The organism is Pseudomonas sp. TE9122 (assembly GCF_056278925.1).
On the sequence record NZ_JBWBQI010000001.1, the window covers coordinates 1017448 to 1040814 of the forward strand.

At 59.7% G+C, this 23367-nt stretch carries 20 protein-coding genes; 13 read left to right on the forward strand and 7 right to left on the reverse strand.

What is annotated here, in order from left to right; all coding sequences use genetic code 11:
- Nucleotides 1-33 precede the first annotated feature (33 nt).
- Genes ACZ9BE_RS04485 through ACZ9BE_RS04495 form a run of 3 tightly spaced genes read left to right on the forward strand, consistent with a single transcriptional unit; the run spans nucleotide 34 to nucleotide 2407 of the window.
- Nucleotides 34-786 (forward strand): 5-oxoprolinase subunit PxpA, encoded by a 753-nt coding sequence (locus tag ACZ9BE_RS04485; RefSeq protein WP_476248950.1) that lies wholly within the window; start codon nucleotides 34-36, stop codon nucleotides 784-786.
- Complete coding sequence (locus tag ACZ9BE_RS04490; protein WP_476248951.1) at nucleotides 783-1487, forward strand: 5-oxoprolinase subunit B family protein; 705 nt, start codon at nucleotides 783-785, stop codon at nucleotides 1485-1487. The genes ACZ9BE_RS04485 and ACZ9BE_RS04490 overlap by 4 nt, the downstream gene beginning before the upstream one ends.
- The gene (locus ACZ9BE_RS04495) at nucleotides 1484-2407 is read left to right on the forward strand and encodes a 5-oxoprolinase subunit C family protein (RefSeq protein WP_476248952.1); all 924 of its coding nucleotides are present in this window, start codon (nucleotides 1484-1486) and stop codon (nucleotides 2405-2407) included. The genes ACZ9BE_RS04490 and ACZ9BE_RS04495 overlap by 4 nt, the downstream gene beginning before the upstream one ends.
- Before the next feature lie 88 nt (nucleotides 2408-2495).
- Here ACZ9BE_RS04495 and ACZ9BE_RS04500 read toward each other — a convergent pair whose 3' ends face one another.
- Together ACZ9BE_RS04500 and ACZ9BE_RS04505 are read right to left on the reverse strand one after the other, a co-directional pair.
- Nucleotides 2496-3674, reverse strand: a complete 1179-nt coding sequence (locus ACZ9BE_RS04500; RefSeq protein WP_476248953.1) for a vWA domain-containing protein — start codon at nucleotides 3672-3674, stop codon at nucleotides 2496-2498.
- 12 nt (nucleotides 3675-3686) lie between these two features.
- Nucleotides 3687-4532: an AAA family ATPase gene (locus ACZ9BE_RS04505; protein WP_007911294.1), complete on the reverse strand. Its 846-nt coding sequence runs from the start codon at nucleotides 4530-4532 to the stop codon at nucleotides 3687-3689.
- Nucleotides 4533-4757: 225 nt separating this feature from the next.
- On the opposite strand from ACZ9BE_RS04505, the gene ACZ9BE_RS04510 reads away from it, so the two are divergent.
- Complete coding sequence (locus tag ACZ9BE_RS04510) at nucleotides 4758-5255, forward strand: helix-turn-helix domain-containing protein (protein WP_150636556.1); 498 nt, start codon at nucleotides 4758-4760, stop codon at nucleotides 5253-5255.
- On the opposite strand, the gene ACZ9BE_RS04515 is transcribed toward ACZ9BE_RS04510, so the two are convergent.
- Complete coding sequence (locus ACZ9BE_RS04515) at nucleotides 5252-6328, reverse strand: DUF748 domain-containing protein (RefSeq protein WP_056783605.1); 1077 nt, start codon at nucleotides 6326-6328, stop codon at nucleotides 5252-5254. The genes ACZ9BE_RS04510 and ACZ9BE_RS04515 overlap by 4 nt on opposite strands.
- A gap of 141 nt (nucleotides 6329-6469) precedes the next feature.
- Between ACZ9BE_RS04515 and cysK the strand changes: the two genes are divergently transcribed.
- Nucleotides 6470-7444: a cysteine synthase A gene (gene cysK / locus ACZ9BE_RS04520; protein WP_095180659.1), complete on the forward strand. Its 975-nt coding sequence runs from the start codon at nucleotides 6470-6472 to the stop codon at nucleotides 7442-7444.
- A gap of 184 nt (nucleotides 7445-7628) precedes the next feature.
- Complete coding sequence (locus ACZ9BE_RS04525) at nucleotides 7629-8567, forward strand: aspartyl/asparaginyl beta-hydroxylase domain-containing protein (protein ID WP_041478836.1); 939 nt, start codon at nucleotides 7629-7631, stop codon at nucleotides 8565-8567.
- A 46-nt stretch (nucleotides 8568-8613) separates the two neighbouring features.
- Here ACZ9BE_RS04525 and ACZ9BE_RS04530 read toward each other — a convergent pair whose 3' ends face one another.
- Together ACZ9BE_RS04530 and ACZ9BE_RS04535 are read right to left on the reverse strand one after the other, a co-directional pair.
- Nucleotides 8614-8790, reverse strand: coding sequence for a hypothetical protein (locus ACZ9BE_RS04530; protein WP_191622380.1), 177 nt, complete (start codon nucleotides 8788-8790; stop codon nucleotides 8614-8616).
- A 43-nt stretch (nucleotides 8791-8833) separates the two neighbouring features.
- Nucleotides 8834-9370 carry a hypothetical protein gene (locus ACZ9BE_RS04535; RefSeq protein ID WP_056783608.1) on the reverse strand — a complete coding sequence of 179 codons (537 nt, stop codon included), beginning with the start codon at nucleotides 9368-9370 and terminating at the stop codon, nucleotides 8834-8836.
- 446 nt (nucleotides 9371-9816) lie between these two features.
- Between ACZ9BE_RS04535 and ACZ9BE_RS04540 the strand changes: the two genes are divergently transcribed.
- A complete protein-coding gene (locus ACZ9BE_RS04540) occupies nucleotides 9817-10680 on the forward strand; it encodes a DMT family transporter (protein ID WP_095180660.1) in 864 nt (287 codons plus the stop codon).
- Nucleotides 10681-10793: 113 nt separating this feature from the next.
- On the opposite strand, the gene ACZ9BE_RS04545 is transcribed toward ACZ9BE_RS04540, so the two are convergent.
- Nucleotides 10794-11702, reverse strand: coding sequence for a DMT family transporter (locus ACZ9BE_RS04545; protein ID WP_236167958.1), 909 nt, complete (start codon nucleotides 11700-11702; stop codon nucleotides 10794-10796).
- Nucleotides 11703-11916: 214 nt separating this feature from the next.
- Between ACZ9BE_RS04545 and aceK the strand changes: the two genes are divergently transcribed.
- The 5 genes from aceK to ACZ9BE_RS04570 all read left to right on the forward strand — a co-directional run bounded on the left by aceK (nucleotide 11917) and on the right by ACZ9BE_RS04570 (nucleotide 20378).
- Nucleotides 11917-13638: a bifunctional isocitrate dehydrogenase kinase/phosphatase gene (aceK, locus tag ACZ9BE_RS04550; protein ID WP_056783617.1), complete on the forward strand. Its 1722-nt coding sequence runs from the start codon at nucleotides 11917-11919 to the stop codon at nucleotides 13636-13638.
- 273 nt (nucleotides 13639-13911) lie between these two features.
- Entirely contained in the window at nucleotides 13912-17823 is a 3912-nt protein-coding gene (gene hrpA / locus ACZ9BE_RS04555; protein WP_476248954.1) for an ATP-dependent RNA helicase HrpA, read from the forward strand.
- A 453-nt stretch (nucleotides 17824-18276) separates the two neighbouring features.
- Nucleotides 18277-19398, forward strand: coding sequence for a beta-ketoacyl-ACP synthase III (locus tag ACZ9BE_RS04560; RefSeq protein WP_056783622.1), 1122 nt, complete (start codon nucleotides 18277-18279; stop codon nucleotides 19396-19398).
- A 135-nt stretch (nucleotides 19399-19533) separates the two neighbouring features.
- Entirely contained in the window at nucleotides 19534-20145 is a 612-nt protein-coding gene (locus ACZ9BE_RS04565; protein ID WP_476248955.1) for an RNA polymerase sigma factor, read from the forward strand.
- Nucleotides 20139-20378: an anti-sigma factor family protein gene (locus ACZ9BE_RS04570; RefSeq protein WP_236167956.1), complete on the forward strand. Its 240-nt coding sequence runs from the start codon at nucleotides 20139-20141 to the stop codon at nucleotides 20376-20378. Before ACZ9BE_RS04565 ends, ACZ9BE_RS04570 begins: the two co-directional genes overlap by 7 nt.
- A 176-nt stretch (nucleotides 20379-20554) precedes the next feature.
- On the opposite strand, the gene ACZ9BE_RS04575 is transcribed toward ACZ9BE_RS04570, so the two are convergent.
- Nucleotides 20555-21877, reverse strand: coding sequence for a putative porin (locus ACZ9BE_RS04575; RefSeq protein ID WP_041478827.1), 1323 nt, complete (start codon nucleotides 21875-21877; stop codon nucleotides 20555-20557).
- A gap of 280 nt (nucleotides 21878-22157) precedes the next feature.
- On the opposite strand from ACZ9BE_RS04575, the gene ACZ9BE_RS04580 reads away from it, so the two are divergent.
- Nucleotides 22158-23282, forward strand: coding sequence for a GNAT family N-acetyltransferase (locus ACZ9BE_RS04580; RefSeq protein ID WP_056783630.1), 1125 nt, complete (start codon nucleotides 22158-22160; stop codon nucleotides 23280-23282).
- Nucleotides 23283-23367: the final 85 nt, after the last annotated feature.

A 23367-nucleotide genomic window follows, 5' to 3' on the forward strand; every position in this document is an offset into this window, starting at 1 on the left:
ATAAAAAGACCAGCAGCTACAGGAGTGTTCACCGTGAGCCGCCTGCTATTGAATTGCGACATTGGCGAGAGCTTCGGCAGCTGGACCATGGGTCTGGATGCCGAGGTCATGCCCTTCATCGATTGCGCCAACATCGCTTGCGGTTTCCATGCCGGCGACCCGAGCATCATGCGCAAAACCGTGGCGCTGGCGCTCGAACACGGCGTCCAGATTGGCGCGCACCCGGCCTATCAGGATCTGGTCGGATTCGGCCGGCGCTCCATGGCCTATTCCGCGCAAGAGCTGCAAGACATCCTGCATTACCAGATCGGCGCCCTTGACGGCGTCTGCAAGGCGCAGGGCGGGCGTGTGAGTTACGTCAAACCCCACGGCGCGATGTACAACGACATGATGGCCAACCCGGCGCAATTGCGCGCGGTAGTGCAGGCCGTGGCCGCGTATGACAGCAACCTGCCACTTATGTTGATGGCAACCCGTGACAACGCCGCAGCGCAGCAAATCGGTGATGAATACGGAGTAACGTTGTGGTTCGAAGCTTTTGCCGACCGTGCCTACGACAGCGCCGGCCGGCTGGTCTCCCGGCAACTGCCGGGCGCCGTGCATCACGATCCCGAAAAAATCATCGAGCAAGCGCTGACCATCGCCGATGGCGGCGCGCTCACCGCCAGCGATGGCAGCGCCTTGATCCTGCGCGCCAATACCTTGTGCGTCCACGGCGACAACGCCAGTTCCGTGGCCGCGGTGCAGCGCATTCGCCAGGCCTTGCAGCAGTCGAGTGCGTCATGAACCCACGGATTGAAGTGGTGGCGCTCGACTGCCTGATGCTGCGTCTGTTCGATGACATCGCCGAAGCCAACATGCCGTGGATGCTCGCCGCCAGCGAGCGCTTGCGCACGGCGTTTGGTGCACAACTGATCGATCTGGTGCCGTCCTATACGACGTTGATGGTGCATTACGATCTGACGCTGTTGAGTCCGGCGCAGGCGCGCGAATTGATCGCCGAAGCGCTGGTCGATCTGACGCCGAATGCGCGAAGCGGTGGGCAGTGTCACGTCTTGCCGGTCTGGTACGACTTGAGTGTCGGCCCGGAACTGAGCCTGCTGGCTGAACGCAGCGGTCTCGCGGTGGAGGAGGTGATTCGTCGCCACAGCGCACGGGAATATCAGGCGTTCGCGTTGGGCTTTGCGCCGGGTTTTGCCTTCATGGGCCTGGTCGAAGAGATTCTCGCCACGCCACGCTTGAGCACGCCGCGCAAGAAAGTTGCCGCCGGCAGCGTGGGCATCGCTGAGCGGCAGACCGCTGCCTATCCGGTGGTCTCGCCCGGTGGCTGGAACCTGATCGGGCGCACCCCGGCGCAACTGTTTGATCGCCATCGCGACGGCTACAGCCTGATGCAGCCCGGCGACATGGTGCGCTTCGAAGCGGTCGACCACGCCGAATTCATTCGTCTGGGCGGCGATGACACACCACTGGAGGCGTTGGCATGAGTCGATTGACGATCGAAGCCAGCACACCGCTGTGCCTGTTGCAGGATGCCGGGCGGTTTGGCGTGCGGCATCTGGGCGTGACCCAAGGCGGCGCGGCGGATTGGTGTTCGATGAGCTGGGCCAATTGGCTGCTCGGCAATGAGCTGGATGCAGCAGTGGTTGAAATCACCCTCGGCGGGTTTGCTGTTGTGGCTGAAGAGGATTGCCTGCTGGCGCTGGCGGGAGCGGATCTCGGCGCGCAGATCGACGGCCAGCCGCTGGCGCCGTGGCGCAGTTTCAAATTGGCGAAAGGCCAGACATTGCGATTTACCCAGCCGTTGCTTGGCGCTAGAGCTTATCTGGCGGCCCCCGGTGGGTTTACTGCGCCTAAGGTGCTGGGCAGCAGTGCCACGGTGGTGCGCGAAGAATTGGGCGGGCTTGATGGCATGGGCCTTCCGCTCGCCAAAGGGGCGGTGCTCGGTTACAGCGGCGAAGCGTTGGCAGTACGGGAAATGCCTTCGGCGCTGCGGCCGGATTTCAAAACGCACGCGCCTTTGGACTTGGTGCTCGGCGCACAGATCGGCCAGTTCAGCGGGCAGAGCCTGTTCGATGTGTTCAACAGCGCCTGGACCATCGACAGTCGCGCCGACCGCATGGGCATCCGCCTGCTCGGCTCGGCGCTGCAATATCAGGGCGCGCCGATGATTTCAGAGGGCATTCCCTTGGGCGCTGTGCAGGTACCGCCCGATGGCCAACCGATCGTGTTGCTCAATGATCGCCAGACCATTGGCGGATACCCGCGCCTGGGCGCTTTGACGCCGCTGGCGCTGGCACGATTGGCGCAATGCCTGCCGGGAGCGAAGGTGAGATTGAGGCCGGTAGTGCAGGACGTCGCGCACCGCGAGCATGTCGAGTATTTGCAGCGCTTCAAAGATCGCTAAAAGCTTCGCGAGCAGGCTCGCTCCCACAGGTAAAAGCATTCCAATGTGGGAGCGAGCCTGCTCGCGAAGGCGTTCGTCGAGTTAACGATTATTTGGAAAGAAACCGCATCCCTTCTTCAAGCCCGCGCAGCGTCAGCGGATACATCTGATCCTCGATCAGATCGCGGACGATGTTGGTCGACGAGGTATAGCCCCAGGTATCTTTCGGATACGGATTGATCCAGATGAGCTTCTTGTATTTCTCCATGAAGCGCTGCATCCACACGTAACCCGGCTCTTCGTTCCAGTGCTCGACGCTGCCACCGGCCTGGGTGATTTCGTACGGCGCCATGGCGGCGTCACCGATGAAGATCACTTTGTAGTCGGCGCCGTATTTATGCAGCAGATCCTGGGTCGAGGTGCGTTCGGAAGTGCGGCGCATGTTGTTCTTCCACACTGATTCATAAATGAAGTTGTGGAAGTAGAAATACTCAAGATGCTTGAACTCGGTCTTGCAGGCCGAGAACAATTCCTCGCAGATCTTCACGTGCGCATCCATCGAACCGCCGATGTCGAACAACAGCAGCAGCTTCACCGTGTTGCGCCGTTCCGGGCGCATCTGGATGTTCAGCAGGCCGGCATCCTTGGCGGTGTGGTCGATGGTGCCGTCGATGTCGAGCTCTTCCGCCGCACCCTGACGGGCGAACTTGCGCAGACGACGCAGGGCGACCTTGATGTTGCGCGTGCCCAGTTCCACCGAATCGTCGAGGTTCTTGTACTCGCGCTGATCCCAGACCTTGACCGCTTTGCCCTGACGCTTGCCGGCATCGCCAACGCGGATGCCTTCCGGGTTGAAACCGCCGGAACCGAACGGGCTGGTGCCGCCGGTGCCGATCCATTTGTTGCCGCCGGCGTGACGTTCCTTCTGTTCTTCCAGACGCTTCTTGAATTCCTCGATGAGCTTGTCCAGCCCGCCAAGGGACTGGATCTGCGCGCGTTCTTCGTCGCCCAGCGAACGCTCGAATTCCTTGCGCAGCCAGTCTTCGGGAATCAGCGCCTGCAAGTGATCGTCGAGTTTCTCCAGGCCATTGAAGTAGGCACCGAACGCGCGGTCGAACTTGTCGAAATGGCGCTCGTCCTTCACCAGAATCGCCCGCGACAAATAATAGAACTCGTCCATGTCGGCGAAGGTCACGCGCTGTTTCAGCGCGTTGATCAGGTCGAGCAGCTCGCGTACCGACACCGGTACCTTGGCTGCACGCATTTCGTTGAACAGGTTGAGCAACATGGCAGCAGCCTCTTAGCGGGTGCCGCGCCGGCTCATGAACGCCAGGCGCTCAAGCAGTTGCACGTCCTGTTCGTTTTTCACCAGTGCGCCTGCCAGCGGCGGAATGGCTTTGGTCGGATCGCGCTCGCGCAGCACCGCTTCGCCGATATTGTCGGCCATCAGCAGTTTCAGCCAGTCGACCAGCTCGGATGTCGAAGGCTTTTTCTTCAGGCCCGGTACCTTGCGCACGTCGAAGAACACATCGAGCGCTTCGCTGACCAGGTCCTTTTTGATGTCCGGGTAGTGCACGTCGACGATTTTCTGCAGGGTAGTGCGGTCGGGGAAAGCGATGTAGTGGAAGAAGCAGCGGCGCAGGAAGGCGTCCGGCAGCTCTTTCTCGTTGTTGGATGTAATAATGATGATCGGGCGCTTCTTGGCCTTGATGGTCTCGTCGATCTCGTAAACGTAGAACTCCATCTTGTCGAGTTCTTGCAACAGGTCGTTGGGGAACTCGATGTCGGCCTTGTCGATTTCGTCGATCAGCAGAATCACCCGCTCCTCGGACTCGAAGGCTTCCCAGAGCTTGCCTTTCTTCAAGTAGTTGCGCACGTCGTGGACTTTTTCATTGCCCAGCTGCGAGTCGCGCAAACGGCTGACGGCGTCGTACTCGTACAGACCCTGATGGGCCTTGGTGGTGGACTTGATGTGCCAGGTGATCAGCTTGGCACCGAACGACTCGGCCAGTTGCTCGGCGAGCATGGTCTTGCCGGTGCCCGGCTCACCCTTGACCAGCAGCGGTCGTTCCAAGGTGATGGCGGCGTTGACCGCCAGCTTCAGGTCATCGGTGGCGACGTAGGCCTGGGTGCCTTCGAACTTCATCTGCAAATCCTCGAACGGTAACGCTGACCTTGCGGGCAGGGCGGGGCGAATAATCGGATGCCCGACTATAACGCGCACGCCGGTCGACTGTGAACGCAGACGGCTTATTCAGTCTCTGAATGGAGCGTCACATGTTGACTCAGTCTCGGCGGATGGCCAGTATTTCGGTATCGCCGATTTGGCGATAGCCTTTCTTACTCGGTTAGTAAAAAGGGCAGAAAATCGATGTTACCCATGAAACGGCCGCGTCTGCGATCTGCGCACGTCCTGTCGGATTTCAGGTTGGCGCTGACATTTATCAATGGTCAGGAACTGACAGTTGATTTGGGGATGGATATTCATACTTATCCAGGTCTGCGGCCACTGCTTGATCGCGAAGTCTTTGCGACTGCCGTAGTCGGGGACGAGGGGTGGATCGTTGAATGGGTTGATCCCGACGTACAGATCGGTGCAGACACCTTGTATATGGATGCGCTAGCGCAAAATGCCCAGGATGAGAACACGCGCATTTTTATCGATTGGCGCGCCCGTACCGGACTTTCTCTCAATGATGCGGCCGAAGCGCTCGGTGTGAGCGCTCGCAGCATCAGCCGTTACAGCAATGGGCGTGAAGCAGTGCCACGTTCTTTGGCGTTGGCCTGTCTGGGCTGGAATTCGCTGCAACAGCGTTCATCGATAGCGGCCGAAGACACAGGTCGATATGTCGTCAACCGCAAAAATTAACCCTCATCCGGCTTCGGCCGCTCATATCGCGCATTGAATGCCTGGATGAAGCCATTGCGCAAAATCTGCAAAAACGCTTCGAAGGCGTTGACGTTCTGCTGGTGAACATTGCCGCTGAGTTCGACGCGGGTGGCGAACTGGTTTTTGTTCTGGTTTTTCAGCACGGTCTCGGTGCCGCCGACCAGCGCTTCCCAGATTGAGCGGAACAGGCCTTTGTTCTTGTTTTCGACGTCTTGCTGCCAGTTGAATACGTCGACGTCGCGCAGCAGGGGTTTGATGTAGCCGGTGAGTCGGGCTTTCTCCGCTTTCGCTTCGATAACCACGTCGCCGTGGCCGGCGTTGAAGTCGAACTTGCCGTAGGCGGCGGCGAAGTCGTTCATGCGTTTGAGCTCGATGTCGCGAGCGCGCAGACGGAATTCAAAGTCTTCGAAGTTGCTCAGCGGATCGAAGGTGGCGGTGGTTTCCAATGGCGCGTGGCCCAGCAGCAAGGCCTTGCCTTCAAAGCGGGCGTCGCGTTTGCCTTCCTTGTCGACCACATTGGTCAGGTTGTAGATGCTGGCGTTGACGTTGCTGGCATTCATGTTCACCGGCGGCTTGGAATTGAAGTTGCGGAAGGTGATACGGCCGTCGTTGATCTGCACTTCATCGAGGGTGATCGGCAGCAGCTTGCCCAATTGTTCACGCCAGTCGGTGCCCTGACCGGTTTGCGAGTTCTGCTTGTTGGGGCCACCGTCGACGAAGTTGATTTCGGGATTGAGGAATTGCACCTGCGCGACCACGGCATGGTCGTACCAGAGCGAATGCCAGCTCACCGACAGGTCGATCAACGGCGCATCGACGAACGGCACCGGGACCTTGCCGTCGACCTTGACGATTTTCAGGCCGTTGATTTTGTACGCACCACGCCACAGCGCGAGGTCGACATCGGTGATCTGTCCACGGTAATCGCCCATGTCCGCGAGCTTGTCATTGAGGTAGTCGCGTACCAGATAGGGCAGGGCGAAATGCAGGGCGACCAGCAGCACCACGACACCCGCCAGGGTCCAGAGCGGCCAGCTGTAACGACGTTTCATGCCATTGTTCCTTCAAGAGTGTGGCTTGACGATTCAATGCGATTGACTCCGCGCGTTTGCAGACGTTCGACCCGACTGGACTGTGATCGGCAACGGGCTTACCTTGGAAGGCTGAATTCAACGCTGCATAAGGACCCAGCCATGAGCCGTATTTACGCTGACAACGCCCACTCCATCGGTAATACGCCGCTGGTCCAGATCAACCGCATCGCGCCGCGCGGGGTTACGATTCTGGCCAAGATCGAGGGGCGCAATCCCGGTTACTCGGTCAAATGCCGAATCGGCGCCAACATGATCTGGGACGCCGAAGGCAGCGGCAGACTCAAGCCGGGCATGACCATTGTCGAGCCGACTTCCGGTAACACCGGTATCGGTCTGGCCTTCGTTGCCGCTGCGCGTGGCTACAAGTTGATGCTGACCATGCCGGCATCGATGAGCATCGAGCGCCGCAAGGTTCTTAAAGCCTTGGGCGCGGAACTGGTGTTGACCGAGCCGGCCAAGGGCATGAAGGGCGCCATCGAGAAAGCCGCGGAAATCGTCGCCAGCGATACCGATAAATATTTCATGCCGGCGCAATTCGATAATCCGGCCAACCCGGCGATTCACGAAAAGACCACCGGCCCGGAAATCTGGAACGACACCGACGGCGCCGTGGATGTGCTGGTGGCTGGCGTAGGTACCGGCGGAACCATTACTGGTGTCTCGCGGTATATCAAGAACACCGCCGGTAAACCGATTCTGTCGGTGGCTGTCGAGCCGGCGTCTTCGCCCGTCATCACCCAGGCTCTGGCCGGCGCCGAGATCAAGCCGAGCCCGCACAAGATTCAGGGCATTGGCGCCGGTTTTGTGCCGAAGAACCTTGATCTGTCGATGGTCGATCGTGTCGAACAGGTGACCGATGAAGAATCCAAGGCCATGGCTCTGCGCCTGATGCAGGAAGAGGGGATTTTGTGCGGCATTTCCTGCGGTGCTGCCATGGCGGTGGCGGTGCGTCTGGCGGAGAAACCAGAGATGCAGGGCAAAACCATCGTCGTGGTGCTGCCGGATTCGGGCGAGCGTTATCTGTCGAGCATGCTGTTCAGTGACCTGTTCACCGAGCAGGAGAACCAGCAGTAAGCCTGTTGATTCAGGTCAGCCGAGGTTCAGGTGCTGCATGTTAATAAAGGCTTTGTTGCGTAATGCTTAACACTGAATCTTGTGTCAGGCGGGTTTTTCCGCAGGCCGGTAGTGTTTATCATGGCCGGCTGCCATGCCGGGTAAAGGGCATTGCGCAGCGTTGTCTTTATTCAAGGAGTTGTTGATGACCGTTTCGTTTGCCGCCAAGGCGTTTGTGCTGTTGCTGTTTCTGGGCAGCACGCTCTATGTGCATTTGCGCGGCAAGGCGCGTTTGCCGGTATTGCGCCAGTTCGTCAACCACTCCGCGCTGTTCGCGCCCTACAACGCGTTGATGTACCTGTTTTCCGCAGTGCCATCCAGACCGTATCTGGATCGCAGCAAGTTTCCGGAACTGGATGTTCTGCGCGACAACTGGGAAACCATCCGCGACGAAGCCATGCACCTGTTCGACGAAGGCTACATTCGCGCTGCCGAAAAGAATAACGATGCCGGTTTCGGTTCGTTTTTCAAGAAAGGCTGGAAGCGTTTCTATCTGAAGTGGTACGACAAACCGTTGCCATCGGCCGAAGCCCTGTGCCCGAAAACCGTGGCGCTGGTCAGCGCCATTCCCAACGTCAAGGGCGCGATGTTTGCGCTGCTGCCGGGCGGCAGTCACCTCAACCCGCACCGCGATCCGTTCGCCGGCTCGCTGCGCTATCACCTCGGTTTGTCGACGCCCAACTCCGATGATTGCCGGATCTTCGTCGACGGTCAGGTCTATGCCTGGCGCGACGGCGATGACGTGATGTTCGACGAGACTTACGTGCACTGGGTCAAGAATGAAACCGCTCAGACTCGAGTGATTCTGTTCTGTGACATCGAACGTCCGCTGAGCAACCGCCTGATGACCCGGATCAACCGCTTCATCAGCGGCTGGCTCGGCCGCGCCACCGCGCCGCAGAATCTTGATGACGAGCGCGTTGGCGGCATCAACCAGGCTTATGCCTGGAGCAAGAACTTCAGCGACCGTTTCAGCGGCGTGGTCAAGCAGTGGAAACGTCGCCATCCCAAAGCCTACAGGGTAATGCGCCCGGTGCTGGCGGTGTTGGTGCTGACGTTGCTGGGGTATTGGTTGTTTGGTTGAGGCTGGATAAGACAATAGAAAACCGCTCTTTGGGAGCGGTTTTTCATTAGCGGAAGGAAAAGGACGACCCGGCTAATGCGCCGCTTGGCTCTTCAACGGCTGGATTGACCAGTGCATTCCTGATGCGATGCATCTCGGTTTCAGATAATTCAACAGATGGCTGCTTTTTCTCCATCTTTCTGGATTTGAAGTTTGATGCTTTCTTTTCAACGACAGCTTTCATGGGATCTCCCACGTTGATCACTAAATGAGCAGGTGCTCAGATACTAGACTTGGTCAATACGCTTCACAAGACGGCCCTCAGAGTCGAATTCGAAACCCAGTTGACGGTATAGAGGTATAGCTCCCGAAAGAGGCTCCTGAATTTCGATTTGCTGGCTGCCGATGATACGTGCGAAATGAGTGACGGCAGTCAGGGCGAAGGTCGCTATGCGGCCCTTGAGCGGGTGTTCGTTTGGGTGCCCCTCAAGACGCACAATCTTGACTCTCAGTCGGCTTTGGTTCGGATTGGCGAAACAAAGTCCGCACAGTTCACGATCAAACCAGATTGCCAGATCGAAGCTCATTGGTTCTTTGGCTTTCCATCGGACAATTTCCTCCCAGCAGAAATGCGGATCGAGCCATTGCTCATAAGCTTTCATGGCGGACGCATCAATAGCCTCGAAGCGAACCTTGGAATAATCAACGTCAACAATTGCGCGCGCCTCGAGTTCGCTGTGTAGCTTCGCAAATGTAACTGCCGCCCGCTTCCTCGCCTCCGACCGATAAACCTGATACCGCAAATACGTCCGTTTCCTTGGCATATGATCTCTTGCATTCCATGTCTCCTGACAATCCGTTGCCACGCCAATAACCCTAACCACCCGGCGCCGCACTGTCGCTACCGGCCCATTGCCCAAGTCATTGCAATCTGTGTCCCGGGCTGGTTATAGTCAGCCCGCTTGAGCGCCATGCTCACGCCTTCATTTCCTCAATAAAGATCAGCATCCATGCCTGCATCCCTCATCAACGCGGTAGTCGATTCAGCGGTCAACGCTGGCATCGTGCCGTGCGGGAATCGGCAGTCTGTGCAGATCAGTCATTACCCTCCACCTGTCAGTAGCACGCCGGTGTGCGCAGTCGTTTCGCCGCCGGGCGTTGGTGTTCGGGGCTGATCGGCAGTTTCTGCTGACCCCCGCGCCCGCCAGAAAAACCTACTGAATTTCAGCTTCGGCTGAGTTGGCTTCTTGCCTGACTACAGGTGGTATTCATGTTTGTCCTTTCGAAACAATCCGCGCTCGCGGCGACGTCCACGAGCCTGTTCGTTCTGCTGTGGAGCAGCGGGGCAATTTTCTCCAAATGGGGCCTGGCCCATGCTTCGCCCTTTGCCTTTCTGCTGATTCGCTTTGCCATCGCCCTGTGCGGGCTGGTCTTGCTGGCGCCGCTGCTGAAATTGAAGCTGCCCAAGGGTGGCAAACCGATGCTGTTCGCGATCGCCACCGGCGTGGTGCTGTTGGGCGCCTATCAGATCTTTTATCTGCTGGCGCTGGACTGCAAAGTCACGCCGGGGGTGATGGCCACTCTGATGGGCGTTCAGCCGATTCTCACCGTGGTGCTGATGGAGCGCCAGCGTTCGGCGAGCCGCCTGTTCGGCCTGACGCTGGGGCTGACAGGGCTGATCATGGTGGTTTATCAGGGCATCGGTCTGGCCGGAATGTCCTGGGCAGGCATGTTGTTCGGTTTGCTGGCGCTGGCGAGCATGACGCTCGGCTCGATCATGCAAAAACGCATCACCGACAATCCGCTCGGTACGCTGCCAGTGCAGTACCTGGCCGGCCTGTTGCTGTGCGCGGTGTTCGTACCGTTCCAGCCGTTTCACTTCGAGCACAGCGCAGGCTTTATTGTCCCGGTGTTATGGATGGGCCTGGTGGTGTCGGTGCTGGCGACGCTGTTGCTGTATCGACTGATCGCGCGGGGCAATCTGGTGAATGTCACCAGCCTGTTCTATCTGGTGCCGGCGGTGACGGCAGTGATGGATTACCTGATTTTCGGTAATCGTCTGGCGGCGTTGAGTGTGCTGGGGATGCTGCTGATCATTGTTGGATTGGTATTTGTGTTCCGTAAAACCGGATAGCCGATAGGCAGGTGGCGCTTGTTGCGCCGCCTTTCGCGAGCAGGCTCGCTCCCACATTGGAATGTATTTTTCTGTGGGAGCGAGCCTGCTCGCGAATATCTGCGGCAGAAAATCTAACGGACTGACACCTTTGCAGGCCTCACCACCGCCGGCTTCAACACCAGCCACAACGCCGCCGCAATCAGCACCCCGCCATAAATGTGCGCCATCGACAACGGCTCATCCAGCAACAACGCCCCCCACAACACGCCGAACGGCGGGATCATGAAGGTCACGGTCATCGATTTTACCGGGCCGATCGAGCTGAGCAGGCGGAAATAGATGATGTAGGCAAACGCCGTGCAACCCAGGCCCAGGCCGAGCAGCGACAGCCAGACCTGCCAGCCACCCCAACTGACCGGCGGCGCAGTGATCACGCTGTAGGCGAACAGCGGCAGCAGAAACAACGTGGCTCCGAGCATGCTGCCCAGTGCCGACAAACGGCTGTCCAGCCCACCGGCCTGATCCAGCCAGCGCCGCGCGAGGAAACCGGCAAAGCCATAACAAGTGGTCGCCAGCAGGCACGCGACCGCGCCCATCAGCAGTTGCAGGTCGAAGGCCACGGGACCGGCGCGCGTCAGCACGCCGACGCCGAACAGGCCGAGGAACACACCGCCCAGCTTGGCAATCGTCAGTTTCTCGCTGAAGAACAAACCGCCAATCAACACGCCCATCAGCGGCGTCGTGGCGTTGAAGATCGCCGAATAGCCGGCCGGCAATACCTGGGCGGCAACCGAATACAGCGTCGCCGGAATCCCCGAGTTGATCACGCCCAGTAGCATCACGGTCTTCAGCTTGCCCTTGAAGTCCCAACTGATGCGCATCAGCCCAAGGATCACCAGCAGCCCGGCAGCCGCGATCGACACGCGAAAGAACCCGGTCGGGATCGTGCCGATCACCGGGGCAATGATGCGCATGAACAGAAAACTCGCGCCCCAGATAGCGGCCAGCGACAACATGCGGAAAATATCGACAGGGCTCACGGCGGGCTCCTTGCTTGATCGGGACGAGAGTGTTGCCGAGCGTCCGGATCATGGCAACCGCTATTCGGGCTTTTAATTCTGCCTTGGGATTAACCTGCGCGAGAAACACCGTCAACGGTCAGCGCTGTATCGGTTTTGGCAGAAATTGCGCTTTTCCTGCGAGCGCTTCCGTGACTAAGCTCAGACCAACCGAATTCCCGCCGAGGTTTCATTTATGTCGCAGCAATGGCCAGCCACCGAGATCGCCCGGATGATCCTCGCCGGCTTCGACGATTACCGCGAGCATTTCCGCCGCATCACCGATGGCGCGCGGGAGCGCTTCGAACAGGCGCGCTGGCAGGAGGCGCAGGCCGCGTCGGCGGCGCGGATCAGTCTGTATGAGGAAAAGGTTGGCGAAACCGTCGCTCGCCTGCGCGAGTATTTCGACGAAGAGACCCTGATGAACGTCAGCTGCTGGCCGCTGGTGAAAAGCGCCTATATCAGTGTCATCGACCTGCGCTTCGACGATGAGCTGTCCGAAACCTGGTACAACTCGATTTTCTGCGGGCTGTTCAGCCACGACCTGATCAGCGACGGCTGCATGTTCATCCACACCACGCGCCCAAGCCTGCGCCGTGCCCGCGCCGCGCAAACCCGTACGTACAAGCCGCAGGGCCAGTTGTCCGGGATGCTCGCCAGCATCTTCGCCGATTACCGCTTCAGCGAGGATTACGCCGATCTGCCTGGCGACTTGCTGCGGCTCGAAGCGCAATTGCGCGAGAACCTGCCGGACTGGGTGTGCAAGGACCCGGAGCTAAGCGTCGAGCTGTTTTCCTCGGTGCTTTACCGCAACAAGGGCGCGTATCTGGTCGGACGCATCTACACCCGCGACGAGCAATGGCCGCTGGTGATTCCGTTGTTGCACCGCGAAGGTCGGGGCATTCAGATCGATGCGTTGATCACCGACGAAGCCGATGTGTCGATCATCTTCTCTTTCACCCGTTCGTATTTCATGGTCGATGTCCCGGTGCCGGCGGAGTTCATCGGTTTTCTGCGGCGCATCCTGCCGGGCAAGCACATCGCCGAGCTGTACACCTCGATCGGCTTCTACAAGCACGGCAAGTCGGAATTTTACCGCGCGCTGATCAATCACCTGGCCAACACCGACGACCAGTTCATCATGGCCCCGGGCGTGCGCGGCATGGTCATGAGCGTGTTCACTTTGCCGGGTTTCAACACCGTGTTCAAAATCATCAAGGACCGTTTCTCACCGTCGAAGAACGTCGATCGCGCCACGGTGATCGAAAAGTATCGGCTGGTGAAAAGCGTCGATCGGGTCGGGCGTATGGCCGATACCCAGGAGTTTGCCGATTTTCGTTTTCCCCTGAGCAAGTTCGATCCGGCGTGCCTCGAAGAACTGCTTGAGGTGGCGCCGTCGACGGTTTCGGTCGAAGGCGAAACCGTGCTGATCCGCCACTGCTGGACCGAACGCCGGATGACGCCGCTCAACCTGTATCTGGAAAATGCCAACGACGCCCAGGTACGTGAAGCGCTTGAGGATTATGGCCTGGCGATCAAGCAGCTGGCGGCGGCGAATATTTTTCCCGGGGATATGCTGCTGAAGAACTTCGGCGTCACTCGACACGGCCGGGTGGTGTTCTACGACTACGACGAAATCTGCTTCCTGACCGAAGCCAACTTCCGCCACATCCCGGCACCGCGCACGCCGGAGGATGAAATGGCCTCTGAGCCGTGGTACTCGATCGGCCCGCTGGACGTGTTTCCCGAAGAGTTTCCACCGTTCCTGTTTGCCGATGCCGGACAGCGCAAGCTGTTCGATCAGTTGCATGGCGAGTTGTACAACGCCGATTACTGGAAGGGCTTGCAGGAGGCGATTCGGGCGGGGAAGGTCATCGACGTCTTCCCATACCGGCGCAAGGGCCTCGACAACGAGTAGCTCTTTTAAAAGCCCCTCACCCCAGCCCTCTCCCAGAGGGAGAGGGAGCTGACCGAGGTGTCTTGGGTCAAACGCCGACCTGAAAGAGCTCGGCGATTATGGATTCGGCAAAGCTCTTTCAGGTCGATGTACCTTTGAAGCATCCCCCAATCGGTCCCCTCTCCCTTTGGGAGAGGGCTAGGGTGAGGGTCGCAATCCCCCTGACACGCCACAACCCCCCCAAATCTGCGACAATCCGCCCCTGCATAAATAGACGACCGAATTGCCTACCCGATGACCGACGAATCGCCCTCCATCGACAAACTGCTGAAAAACCTCGATCACGCCATGCTCGCCGACCGTCACCGGCTGCGGCGGCAGTTGCTTGAACTGCGCAAGAAACCCGACGAGGCCAAACTGGCCCAGTGGGTGACGCGCATGCAGGCGTCCTGTGATCAGGTACTGGCGCGTCGCGCGAGCCTGCCGGTGATTCGTTACGACGACAGTTTGCCGATCGCGGCCAAGCGCGACGAAATCAAAAAGGCCCTGGAGCAACATCAGGTGCTGATCATCGCCGGCGAAACCGGTTCGGGCAAAACCACCCAGTTGCCGAAAATCTGTCTGGAAATCGGTCGTGGCCAGCACGGTCTGATCGGCCATACCCAGCCGCGTCGGATCGCCGCGCGCAGTGTGGCCAGTCGCGTCGCCGAAGAACTCGGCACGCCGCTTGGAGCGCTGGTCGGCTATCAGGTGCGCTTCGAGGATCAAAGCGATGCCAACACCCTGATCAAGCTGATGACCGACGGCATTCTGCTGGCGGAAACCCAGAACGACCGCTACCTCGAACGCTACGACACGATCATCGTCGACGAAGCCCACGAACGCAGCCTCAACATCGATTTCCTCCTCGGTTACCTGAAAACCCTGCTGCCACGCCGTCCCGACCTGAAGGTCATCATCACGTCGGCGACCATCGATCTGGAGCGCTTCTCCAAGCACTTCGATGACGCGCCGATCGTCGAAGTGTCGGGGCGTACTTTCCCGGTGGAAACCTGGTACCGGCCGCTGACGCTTGAGCAGGACGAGGAGGGCAACCGGGTCGAGGATGACCTGACCGTCGATCAGGCGATTCTCGCCACCCTCGACGAAATCGCCGCCTACGAGCGCAGCGAACGGCGCAGCCCCGGCGATGTGCTGGTGTTCCTGCCCGGCGAGCGCGAGATTCGCGATGCTGCCGACATGCTGCGCAAGGCCCAGCTCAAGCACACTGAAATCCTGCCGCTGTACGCGCGCCTGTCGCCGGCTGAACAGCAGCGCATCTTCCAGTCGCACCCGGGCCGTCGTGTGGTGCTGGCGACCAACGTCGCCGAAACCTCGTTGACCGTACCGGGCATTCGCTATGTGATCGACAGCGGCACCGCGCGCATCAGTCGCTACAGCTATCGGGCCAAGGTGCAGCGCTTGCCGATCGAAGCGATTTCCCAGGCCAGCGCCAATCAGCGTAAAGGTCGTTGCGGGCGGGTCGAGCCGGGCATCTGCGTGCGTTTGTACAGCGAAGAGGATTTCCTCGGCCGCCCGGAATTTACCGATCCGGAAATTCTGCGCACCAACCTCGCCGCCGTTATTTTGCAGATGCTCCATCTGCGCCTCGGCGAAATCACCGCGTTCCCGTTTATCGAACCGCCGGACGGCAAGGCGATCAGCGACGGTTTCAACCTGCTGCAAGAGCTTTCGGCAGTGGATCGCAACAGTCAGCTGACGCCACTCGGTCGACAATTGGCGCGCTTGCCGGTCGACCCGCGCATGGGCCGCATGCTCCTGGAAGCGGCCAGGCTTGGCAGTCTGCAGGAAGTGCTGATCGTCGCCAGCGCCATGTCGATTCAGGACCCGCGCGAGCGTCCACCGGAGCGTCAGCAAGCGGCGGATCAGGCCCACGCGCAATGGAAAGATCCTGATTCCGACTTCGCCGGACTGGTCAATCTGTGGCGTGGTTTTGAAGAGCAGCGCCAAGCGCTGACCGCCAATCCGCTGCGTAACTGGTGCCGGAAGAATTTCCTCAATTACCTGCGCTTGCGCGAGTGGCGTGATTCTCACCGTCAGTTGAGCCTGATCTGCCGCGACATGCAGCTGAGCCTGAACAAAGAGCCGGCGGATTATCCGAAGCTGCACAAAGCGGTACTGGTCGGCTTGCTCAGCCAGATTGGCCAGAAAACCGAAGACGGCGATTACCTCGGCGCGCGGCAACGGCGCTTCTGGATTCATCCGTCGTCGGGCATCGGCAAGAAGCGTCCGCAGTGGCTGATGACTGCTGAGCTGGTCGAAACCACCAAACTCTACGCGCGCATGGTCGCCAAGATCGATGCCGACTGGATCGAGCCGCTGGCCGGGCACCTGATCAAGAAGAATCACTTCGAGCCGCATTGGGAGAAGAAGCGCGGTCAGGTCGTAGCCTATGAGCAGATCACCCTGTTCGGCTTGATCGTGGTCGGTCGTCGTCCGGTGCATTACGGCCCGGTCGATCCGGTGGTGTCGCGTGAGCTGTTTATCCGCGAAGGCCTGGTGCGCGGCGAGATTCAGTCGCGGGCCAAATGCCTGAGCGCCAATCAGAAACTGCTCGAGCAGCTCGACGAACTGGAAGCCAAGGCTCGCCGTCGCGACATTCTCGCCGACGAAGAAACCTTGTATGCCTTCTACGATGCGCGTCTGCCGGCGGAGATCCACCAGACCGCGACCTTCGACAGTTGGTACAAGGTCAACAGCCAGAAAGACCCGCAGCTGCTGATCATGCGCGAAGAAGACGTGCTGGCCCGCGAGGCCAGTGAAGTCACCGCCCGTGATTACCCGGACACCCTGCACATCGGCGATCTGGAACTGGCGCTGACCTACCATTTCGAACCCAATCACCCGCGCGACGGCGTGACCTTGCGCGTGCCGGCGCCGTTGCTGCCGATGTTGCCGCCGGAGCGTCTGGAATGGCTGGTGCCGGGGCTGATTGAGGCCAAGTGCATTGCTCTGGTGCGCAACCTGCCGAAAGCCCTGCGCAAGAACTTCGTGCCAGTGCCGGACTTCATCAAGGCCGCGTTGCAGCGCATGACTTTCGCCGGAGGTTCGCTGCCGCAAGCGCTCGGTCGCGAGCTGCTGCGCATGACCGGCGCGCGGGTCAGCGATGAAGCGTGGGCGGAAGCGGCGCAGCAGGTTGAAAGCCACCTGCGCATGAACCTGGAAATTGTCGACGGCGAGGGCAAGTTCCTTGGCGAAGGCCGCGATCTGGCTGAGCTGACCGCACGCTTCGCCGAAGCCAGCCAGGCCGCGCTGGCGGTGCCGCAGAGCGCGAAAAGTCAGCAGCCGGTGGAGGCGAAAGTCTTTGCGCCGGTAGCAGAAAAGACCCAGCAGAAGATCGCCGGGCTGTCGATGACGGTGTACCCGGCGCTGGTGGAAGAGGGCGGCGCGGTCAAGGAAGGGCGCTTCTCGACCCCGGCCGAAGCCGAGTTCCAGCATCGTCGGGCCTTGCAGCGTTTGTTGATGCAGCAACTGGCCGAGCCGGCGAAATTCCTCCGGGGCAAGTTGCCGGGGCAGACTGAACTGGGCTTGCTGTATCGCGAACTGGGCCGCGTCGATGCGCTGGTCGAAGACATTCTGCTGGCCAGCCTCGACAGCTGCATCCTCGAAGGTGAAGACCCGTTGCCCCGTGATGGCGCCGGATTGGCGGCACTGGCCGAACGCAAACGCGGCAACTGGACCGAGCACGCCGAGCGGGTTGCGCGGCTGACGCTGGAAATCCTCAAGATCTGGCACGGTCTGCAAAAACGCTTCAAGGGCAAGATCGATCTGGCGCAAGCGGTGGCGTTGAACGACATCAAGCAGCAGATCGGCAATCTGGTTTATCCAGGCTTCGTCCGCGAGACGCCGATGCAGTGGCTCAAAGAGTTGCCGCGTTACCTGAAAGCGGTCGAGCAGCGTTTCGAGAAACTCGGCGCACAGGTGCAGAAGGATCGCGTCTGGAGTGGCGAACTCGCTGGCCTGTGGGCGCAATACCAGACCCGCGCGGCCAAGCATGCGCAGGAAGGCAAGCGCGATCCGCAGCTGGAGTTGTACCGCTGGTGGCTGGAGGAATACCGCGTGTCGTTGTTTGCTCAGCAGTTGGGGACGAAAGTGCCGATCTCCGACAAGCGCCTGAGCAAACAGTGGAGCCAGGTCGAGCCCTGACCTGCAGCCATACACAATCCCCCTGTGAAAGCGGGCATTGTGGCGAGGGGATTTATCCCCGTTGGGTGGCGAAGCCGCCCCAAAACCTGCAACCTCGGTTCATCGATCGTTCCCATGCTCTGCGTGGGAATGCCTCTGGGAACGCTCCGCGTCCAGTGACGCGGAGCGTCACGGGCTGCATTCCCACGCGGAGCGTGGGAACGATCATCAAAAGATCGCAGCCTTCGGCAGCTCCTGCAGGGATCGAGTTGAGCAGGAGAAAGGCGCCAAAATTCTGGGTTTATGGCAAACTTCGCCACCATAACCCGCAGTTTCGCGACCCAGAGCCTTCGGCCGTGTCGCGCTGCGGAATAAAACGATGCCAGGTTTGCGTCCCCCGGATGGGAATAGACCCTTTGCGTGTTGGTACGACGGTTCCAGCACTTTCTGCCTGAACAGATTAGAGAAACGACCATGCATAACGTCGTCATCAGCGGCACCGGCCTGTACACACCGGCCAACAGCATCTCCAACGAAGAGCTGGTGCAGTCTTTCAATACCTATGTCGCCCAGTTCAACGCCGATAACGCCGAGGCCATTGCCAGCGGTGAAGTCCAGGCCCTGACCGAATCCAGCGCTGCGTTCATCGAAAAAGCCTCGGGCATCAAGAGCCGCTTTGTCATGGACAAGGACGGCATCCTCGATCCGCAACGCATGGCCCCGCGCTTGCCCGAGCGCTCCAACGACGAATGGTCGGTGCTCTGCCAGATGGCCGTTGGCGCAGCCGAGCAAGCCTTGCAGCGAGCCGGCAAAACCGCAGCCGACATCGACGGCGTGATCGTCGCCTGCTCCAACCTGCAACGCGCTTACCCGGCCATCGCCATCGAAGTCCAGGAAGCGTTGGGCATCGAAGGTTTTGGTTTCGACATGAACGTGGCGTGTTCTTCCGCCACCTTCGGCATCCAGGCCGCCGCCAACAGCGTGCAACTGGGCCAGGCGCGGGCGATCCTGATGGTCAACCCGGAGGTCTGCACCGGGCACCTGAACTTCCGTGATCGCGACAGCCATTTCATCTTCGGCGATGCCGCGACTGCGGTGATCATCGAACGCGCGGATCTGGCGACCTCCGCGTACCAGTTCGACGTGGTCAGCACCAAATTGCTGACCAAGTTCTCCAACAACATCCGCAATAACTTCGGCTTCCTCAACCGCGCGGCGGAAGAGGGCATCGGTGCCCGCGACAAGCTGTTCGTGCAGGAAGGCCGCAAGGTGTTCAAGGATGTCTGCCCGATGGTCGCCGAGCTGATTGGCGAGCACCTGGAAGAGAACCAGCTCAACGTTGGCGACGTGAAGCGTTTCTGGCTGCACCAGGCCAACCTGAGTATGAACCACTTGATCGTGCGCAAGCTGCTCGGCCGCGAAGCTACCGAAGAAGAAGCCCCGGTGATTCTCGACAGCTACGCCAACACCAGCTCGGCCGGTTCTGTCATTGCTTTCCATAAATATCAGGATGATCTGGCCTCGGGTTCGCTGGCGGTGCTCAGCTCCTTCGGTGCCGGTTATTCGATCGGTAGCGTGTTGCTGCGCAAGCGCTGAAACAGGTTAATTTCCCCTTAATCGCGTCGATCTTTCCTACATCCGAAGCGATTGAAACGCTGTAATTTTTCGGACGTCGCGGCAGGTGCACACCTGCCGCGTTCATTTTCGAAGTCCGGACAAGGGGATTGATGGATGGCGGCTGACGACACCCAACTGCTCACGCGCCTGCTGGCGGGGGAGCAAAAGGCTTTCAAGGAACTGGTCACCACGTATCAGAGCGCCATGCGCGCTGTGGCTTACGCGATTGTCGGCCAGCGTCATGTCGAGGAAGTGGTGCAGGATGCCTGGCTGTCGGTGGTGCGTCATCTGGCCAGCTTCGAAGGCCGCTCCAGCCTCAAGACCTGGTTGCTGACCATCACCGCCAATTCGGCCAAGAGTCGCTACAAGCTCAATCGCCGGGAGGTCCTGCTCGACGACCTGCCATCGCCCCACGGCACCATCGGTGATGATCGATTTTCCTCGAGCGACGGTCATTGGCTGGTCGCGCCATTTGCCTGGCATCAGGACACCCCCGAAGCGCTACTCACCGAAAACGAACTGCGCGAATGCCTCGAGCACACCTTGCTGAGTCTGTCCGAGTTGCAGAACAGTGTCCTGCTGTTGCGCGAACGCCAGGGCCTGGAGCTGGAAGAGATCTGTAATCTTCTGGAGATTTCGCTCTCCAATGTCCGCGTGCTGCTGCACCGGGCACGCTTGAAGGTCTTTGCGACCGTGGAACATTTTGAGGAGACAGGAGAATGTTGACCTGCAAGGAGCAAGTGGCACGATCCAGCGATTATCTCGACGGCCAACTGAGCTTTCGCGAGACGCTGATGGTGCGTCATCACCTGTTGTTCTGCCCGAACTGCCGGCGCTTCATGCGGCAGATGCGCGTGATGCAGGCAACCCTGAAGGCGATGCCGGACAAACCGGACGAGAACGTCGATGCCTTGGCCGAACGCCTGGCCGAGCAACGACGAAAAGACAACCCCCTGTAGGAGCTGTCGAGTGAAACGAGGCTGCGATCTTTTGATCTTGTTTTCAGGATCAAGATCAAAAGATCGCAGCCTTCGGCAGCTCCTACAGGGGTTTTTGCATCCTGCAGAAATAACCCGGTGCGGGTGAAACGAACGGATGATGGGGATCGTCCCGCCCGCACCGGGCTATTACTTTCTTAGAACTTCGCTTCAGCATCCAGCTGCAGGGTGTTGGCATCTGCATCGCGCTGGCTGCGGCTGGCGAAGTCGGCCTTGGTCAGGAAGTACGTGGCGCCGACGGCGAAGTTCTTGTCGATGTCGTAACCGACCTTGAACTTGTGCCCGCGCGAACCGGTGGTGCCGTTGGCGAAGTCGGAGTCGGTGAAGGCGCCGACCACGGCATTGCGCTGCACGTCGCGATAGTTGTAGTCGAGGTTGAAGCCGAAGACTTTCGACTTGGCGCCGAGCAACCATGCGGTGTCCTGATCGGTCACGGCATCGTTGTTCTTCACGTACTGGCCGTAGAACGACAGCGGCATTGGCAGGCCGCCGATGTCGATCTGGCTGAACCCTTCATACAGACGGAATTCGTTGTTCGCCGAGTTGCCGTTGACTGCCAGCGCGCACGGCGTCGAGGTGCCGGTGCAGCGGCTGTCTTCGTCGTTCTGGTAGGCGTAGACACTGCCGCCGACGGTCATTTTCAGGTTGTCGGTGATGTTGAAGCGGCTGCCCAACTGGCCAGCGGTCAGGCGCAGGTCGTGGCGGAATTGCACGCCGTCGCCGTCAACGTTGTCCTTGAGGTTGTAGTTACCCAGGCTGCCGAACAGTTCGGCGCTGCCGCCCAATGGATACTTGTAGGTAACGGCCAGACCTTCCGGGTTGATATCGCTGTCCCAGATCACGTCGCCCATGCTCACCCACGGTTGCAGCATCTTGCCGCCGATCACGTGCAGGTTCTTGATCTGATCAGGGTGATAGTCGATGTAGCCGAGGTCGAGCCAGATCTGCTTCTTGTCGAAGTAGTTGTCCTGATCCTGGTTGGTCGAACGCGCGTCGTCACCGCCGCCAGTGGCGATGCGGATACCGGTGTCGACTTGCGGGTTGATCTCGGTGTAGGCGCCCAGACGCGCACGGATGCGCTGGCGATCCTTGTCGCGGCCGCCGTTGTTCGGCTCGCCGTCGATCTTGATGGTTTCCTGGCGGATACGTACGTCGCCCTTGAACTGGGTCTTCGCCGCCCAAGCCAGTTTCTGGTCGAACAGGCTCTGTTCGTTGGTCTTCTTCGCGACCGCCGCCACTTGTTCGTTGGTTTCCTGCTGCGCCTGTTGGGCGATTTGCTGAGCCTTCTGATCCTTGGCCAGTTCTGTTTGCAGCTCGATGTACTGCGCCTGGGAAATCGACCCGTTGGCCTTGAGCATGTCGAGCAGTTTGGCGTCGACTGCAGCACTGGCCGGAACGCTCATGGCCAGCAACAAGCCGCCGCACAGGGCCGCTGCAGTTTTCGTGGAAGCAAGACGCATAGCAATCTCCGAAGATGAAGGGGATGGCTGAACCATCCTGGGCACAACCGGCTGAAGGCCGGAAAACTGTGTCCGGGTTAGAACCCGGCGCTCTAAAAACAGGCGCCAGTATCGCGATGGTTTATGACAGAGCGGTGGCACAGTGATGGCAGGTTGATGACGATGCGTATCAGGCGTGAACTATCGAGTTAGAGCGCTGTCGGCCGATTGAGCGTGTGCAACGGGGTCGCGATCAGCGATACTCGCCGGGCTTTGTCGCCAAGCTGTGGAGTGCCAGTGAATGCCGTTGCAACGCCTGCAAGACCTGTCAGAAATCGCCCCGGCAAGCTGGGATGCGCTGGTGCCGGACAACCAGCCGTTCCTGCGTCACGCCTTCCTCAGCGCGCTGGAAGACAGCGGCAGTGTCGGCCCGCATTCGGGCTGGCAGCCCGAACATTTACTGCACATCGAAGATGATCGACTGATCGCCGCACTGCCCAGTTATCGCAAGTGGCATTCCTACGGCGAGTACGTCTTCGATCACGGCTGGGCCGATGCCTGCGCGCGTGCCGGCATCGATTACTACCCCAAACTCCTGACTGCTGTGCCCTTCAGCCCGGTCAGCGGTCCGCGCTTGCTGGCGGCGAAGGTCGAGGACGGTTTCGAACTGCTGAAAAGCCTGCCGGGCTATTTGCAGATCGAAGAACTGTCCAGCGCGCACATCAATTTCACCGATCCGTTTACCGATGCGGCGATGGCCGAGCAGCCGGGCTGGCTGCAGCGCATCGGCTGTCAATATCACTGGCAGAACCGTGGTTACCGCGACTTTCAGGATTTTCTCGACGCCCTCAGTTCGCGCAAGCGCAAGCAGATGCGCAAGGAACGCGAGCAGGTGGCGGGGCAGGGCTTCGAGTTCGAGTGGCTGGAGGGGCGAGAGCTGGGCGAGGCGCAGTGGGATTTCGTGTACGCCTGCTATGCCAACACTTATGCGGTGCGGCGTCAGGCGCCGTACCTGACGCGCGAGTTCTTCAGCCTGCTGGCCGAACGTATGCCCGAAGCGATTCGCGTGGTCTTGGCCAAACAGGGCTCCCGGCCGGTGGCGATGGCGTTCAGCCTGGTCGGTGGCGACAGTTTCTACGGGCGTTATTGGGGCTGCCTGGCCGAGTTTGATCGGCTGCATTTCGAGACGTGTTTTTATCAGGGCATGGATTACGCGATTGCCCATGGCATCCAGCGTTTCGATGCCGGGGCGCAGGGCGAGCACAAGTTGATTCGCGGCTTCGAACCGGTAATCACCCATTCCTGGCATTACCTGCGCCATCCGGGGTTGAAAGCAGCGGTGAAGGATTTCCTCCAGCAAGAGCGCGCTGGGGTTTTGGCGTATGCCGAAGAGGCGAGAACGGCGTTGCCCTATCGCCAAACCTGACCATGATCGTTCCCACGCTCTGCGTGGGAATGCAGGCCTTGACGCTCCGCGTCACTGGACGCGGAGCGTCCCTTGAGGCGTTCCC

Excerpts from the sequence above, each read along its gene's own strand:
- ACZ9BE_RS04490 (WP_476248951.1), top strand. The coding sequence starts at position 783 with ATGAACCCACGGATTGAAGTGGTGGCGCTCGACTGCCTGATGCTGCGT.
- ACZ9BE_RS04495 (WP_476248952.1), top strand. The coding sequence starts at position 1,484 with ATGAGTCGATTGACGATCGAAGCCAGCACACCGCTGTGCCTGTTGCAG.
- ACZ9BE_RS04500 (WP_476248953.1), bottom strand. The coding sequence starts at position 3,674 with ATGTTGCTCAACCTGTTCAACGAAATGCGTGCAGCCAAGGTACCGGTG.
- ACZ9BE_RS04505 (WP_007911294.1), bottom strand. The coding sequence starts at position 4,532 with ATGAAGTTCGAAGGCACCCAGGCCTACGTCGCCACCGATGACCTGAAG.
- ACZ9BE_RS04510 (WP_150636556.1), top strand. The coding sequence starts at position 4,758 with ATGTTACCCATGAAACGGCCGCGTCTGCGATCTGCGCACGTCCTGTCG.
- ACZ9BE_RS04515 (WP_056783605.1), bottom strand. The coding sequence starts at position 6,328 with ATGAAACGTCGTTACAGCTGGCCGCTCTGGACCCTGGCGGGTGTCGTG.
- cysK (WP_095180659.1), top strand. The coding sequence starts at position 6,470 with ATGAGCCGTATTTACGCTGACAACGCCCACTCCATCGGTAATACGCCG.
- ACZ9BE_RS04525 (WP_041478836.1), top strand. The coding sequence starts at position 7,629 with ATGACCGTTTCGTTTGCCGCCAAGGCGTTTGTGCTGTTGCTGTTTCTG.
- ACZ9BE_RS04530 (WP_191622380.1), bottom strand. The coding sequence starts at position 8,790 with ATGAAAGCTGTCGTTGAAAAGAAAGCATCAAACTTCAAATCCAGAAAG.
- ACZ9BE_RS04535 (WP_056783608.1), bottom strand. The coding sequence starts at position 9,370 with ATGCCAAGGAAACGGACGTATTTGCGGTATCAGGTTTATCGGTCGGAG.
- ACZ9BE_RS04540 (WP_095180660.1), top strand. The coding sequence starts at position 9,817 with ATGTTTGTCCTTTCGAAACAATCCGCGCTCGCGGCGACGTCCACGAGC.
- aceK (WP_056783617.1), top strand. The coding sequence starts at position 11,917 with ATGTCGCAGCAATGGCCAGCCACCGAGATCGCCCGGATGATCCTCGCC.
- hrpA (WP_476248954.1), top strand. The coding sequence starts at position 13,912 with ATGACCGACGAATCGCCCTCCATCGACAAACTGCTGAAAAACCTCGAT.
- ACZ9BE_RS04560 (WP_056783622.1), top strand. The coding sequence starts at position 18,277 with ATGCATAACGTCGTCATCAGCGGCACCGGCCTGTACACACCGGCCAAC.
- ACZ9BE_RS04565 (WP_476248955.1), top strand. The coding sequence starts at position 19,534 with ATGGCGGCTGACGACACCCAACTGCTCACGCGCCTGCTGGCGGGGGAG.
- ACZ9BE_RS04570 (WP_236167956.1), top strand. The coding sequence starts at position 20,139 with ATGTTGACCTGCAAGGAGCAAGTGGCACGATCCAGCGATTATCTCGAC.
- ACZ9BE_RS04575 (WP_041478827.1), bottom strand. The coding sequence starts at position 21,877 with ATGCGTCTTGCTTCCACGAAAACTGCAGCGGCCCTGTGCGGCGGCTTG.
- ACZ9BE_RS04580 (WP_056783630.1), top strand. The coding sequence starts at position 22,158 with ATGCCGTTGCAACGCCTGCAAGACCTGTCAGAAATCGCCCCGGCAAGC.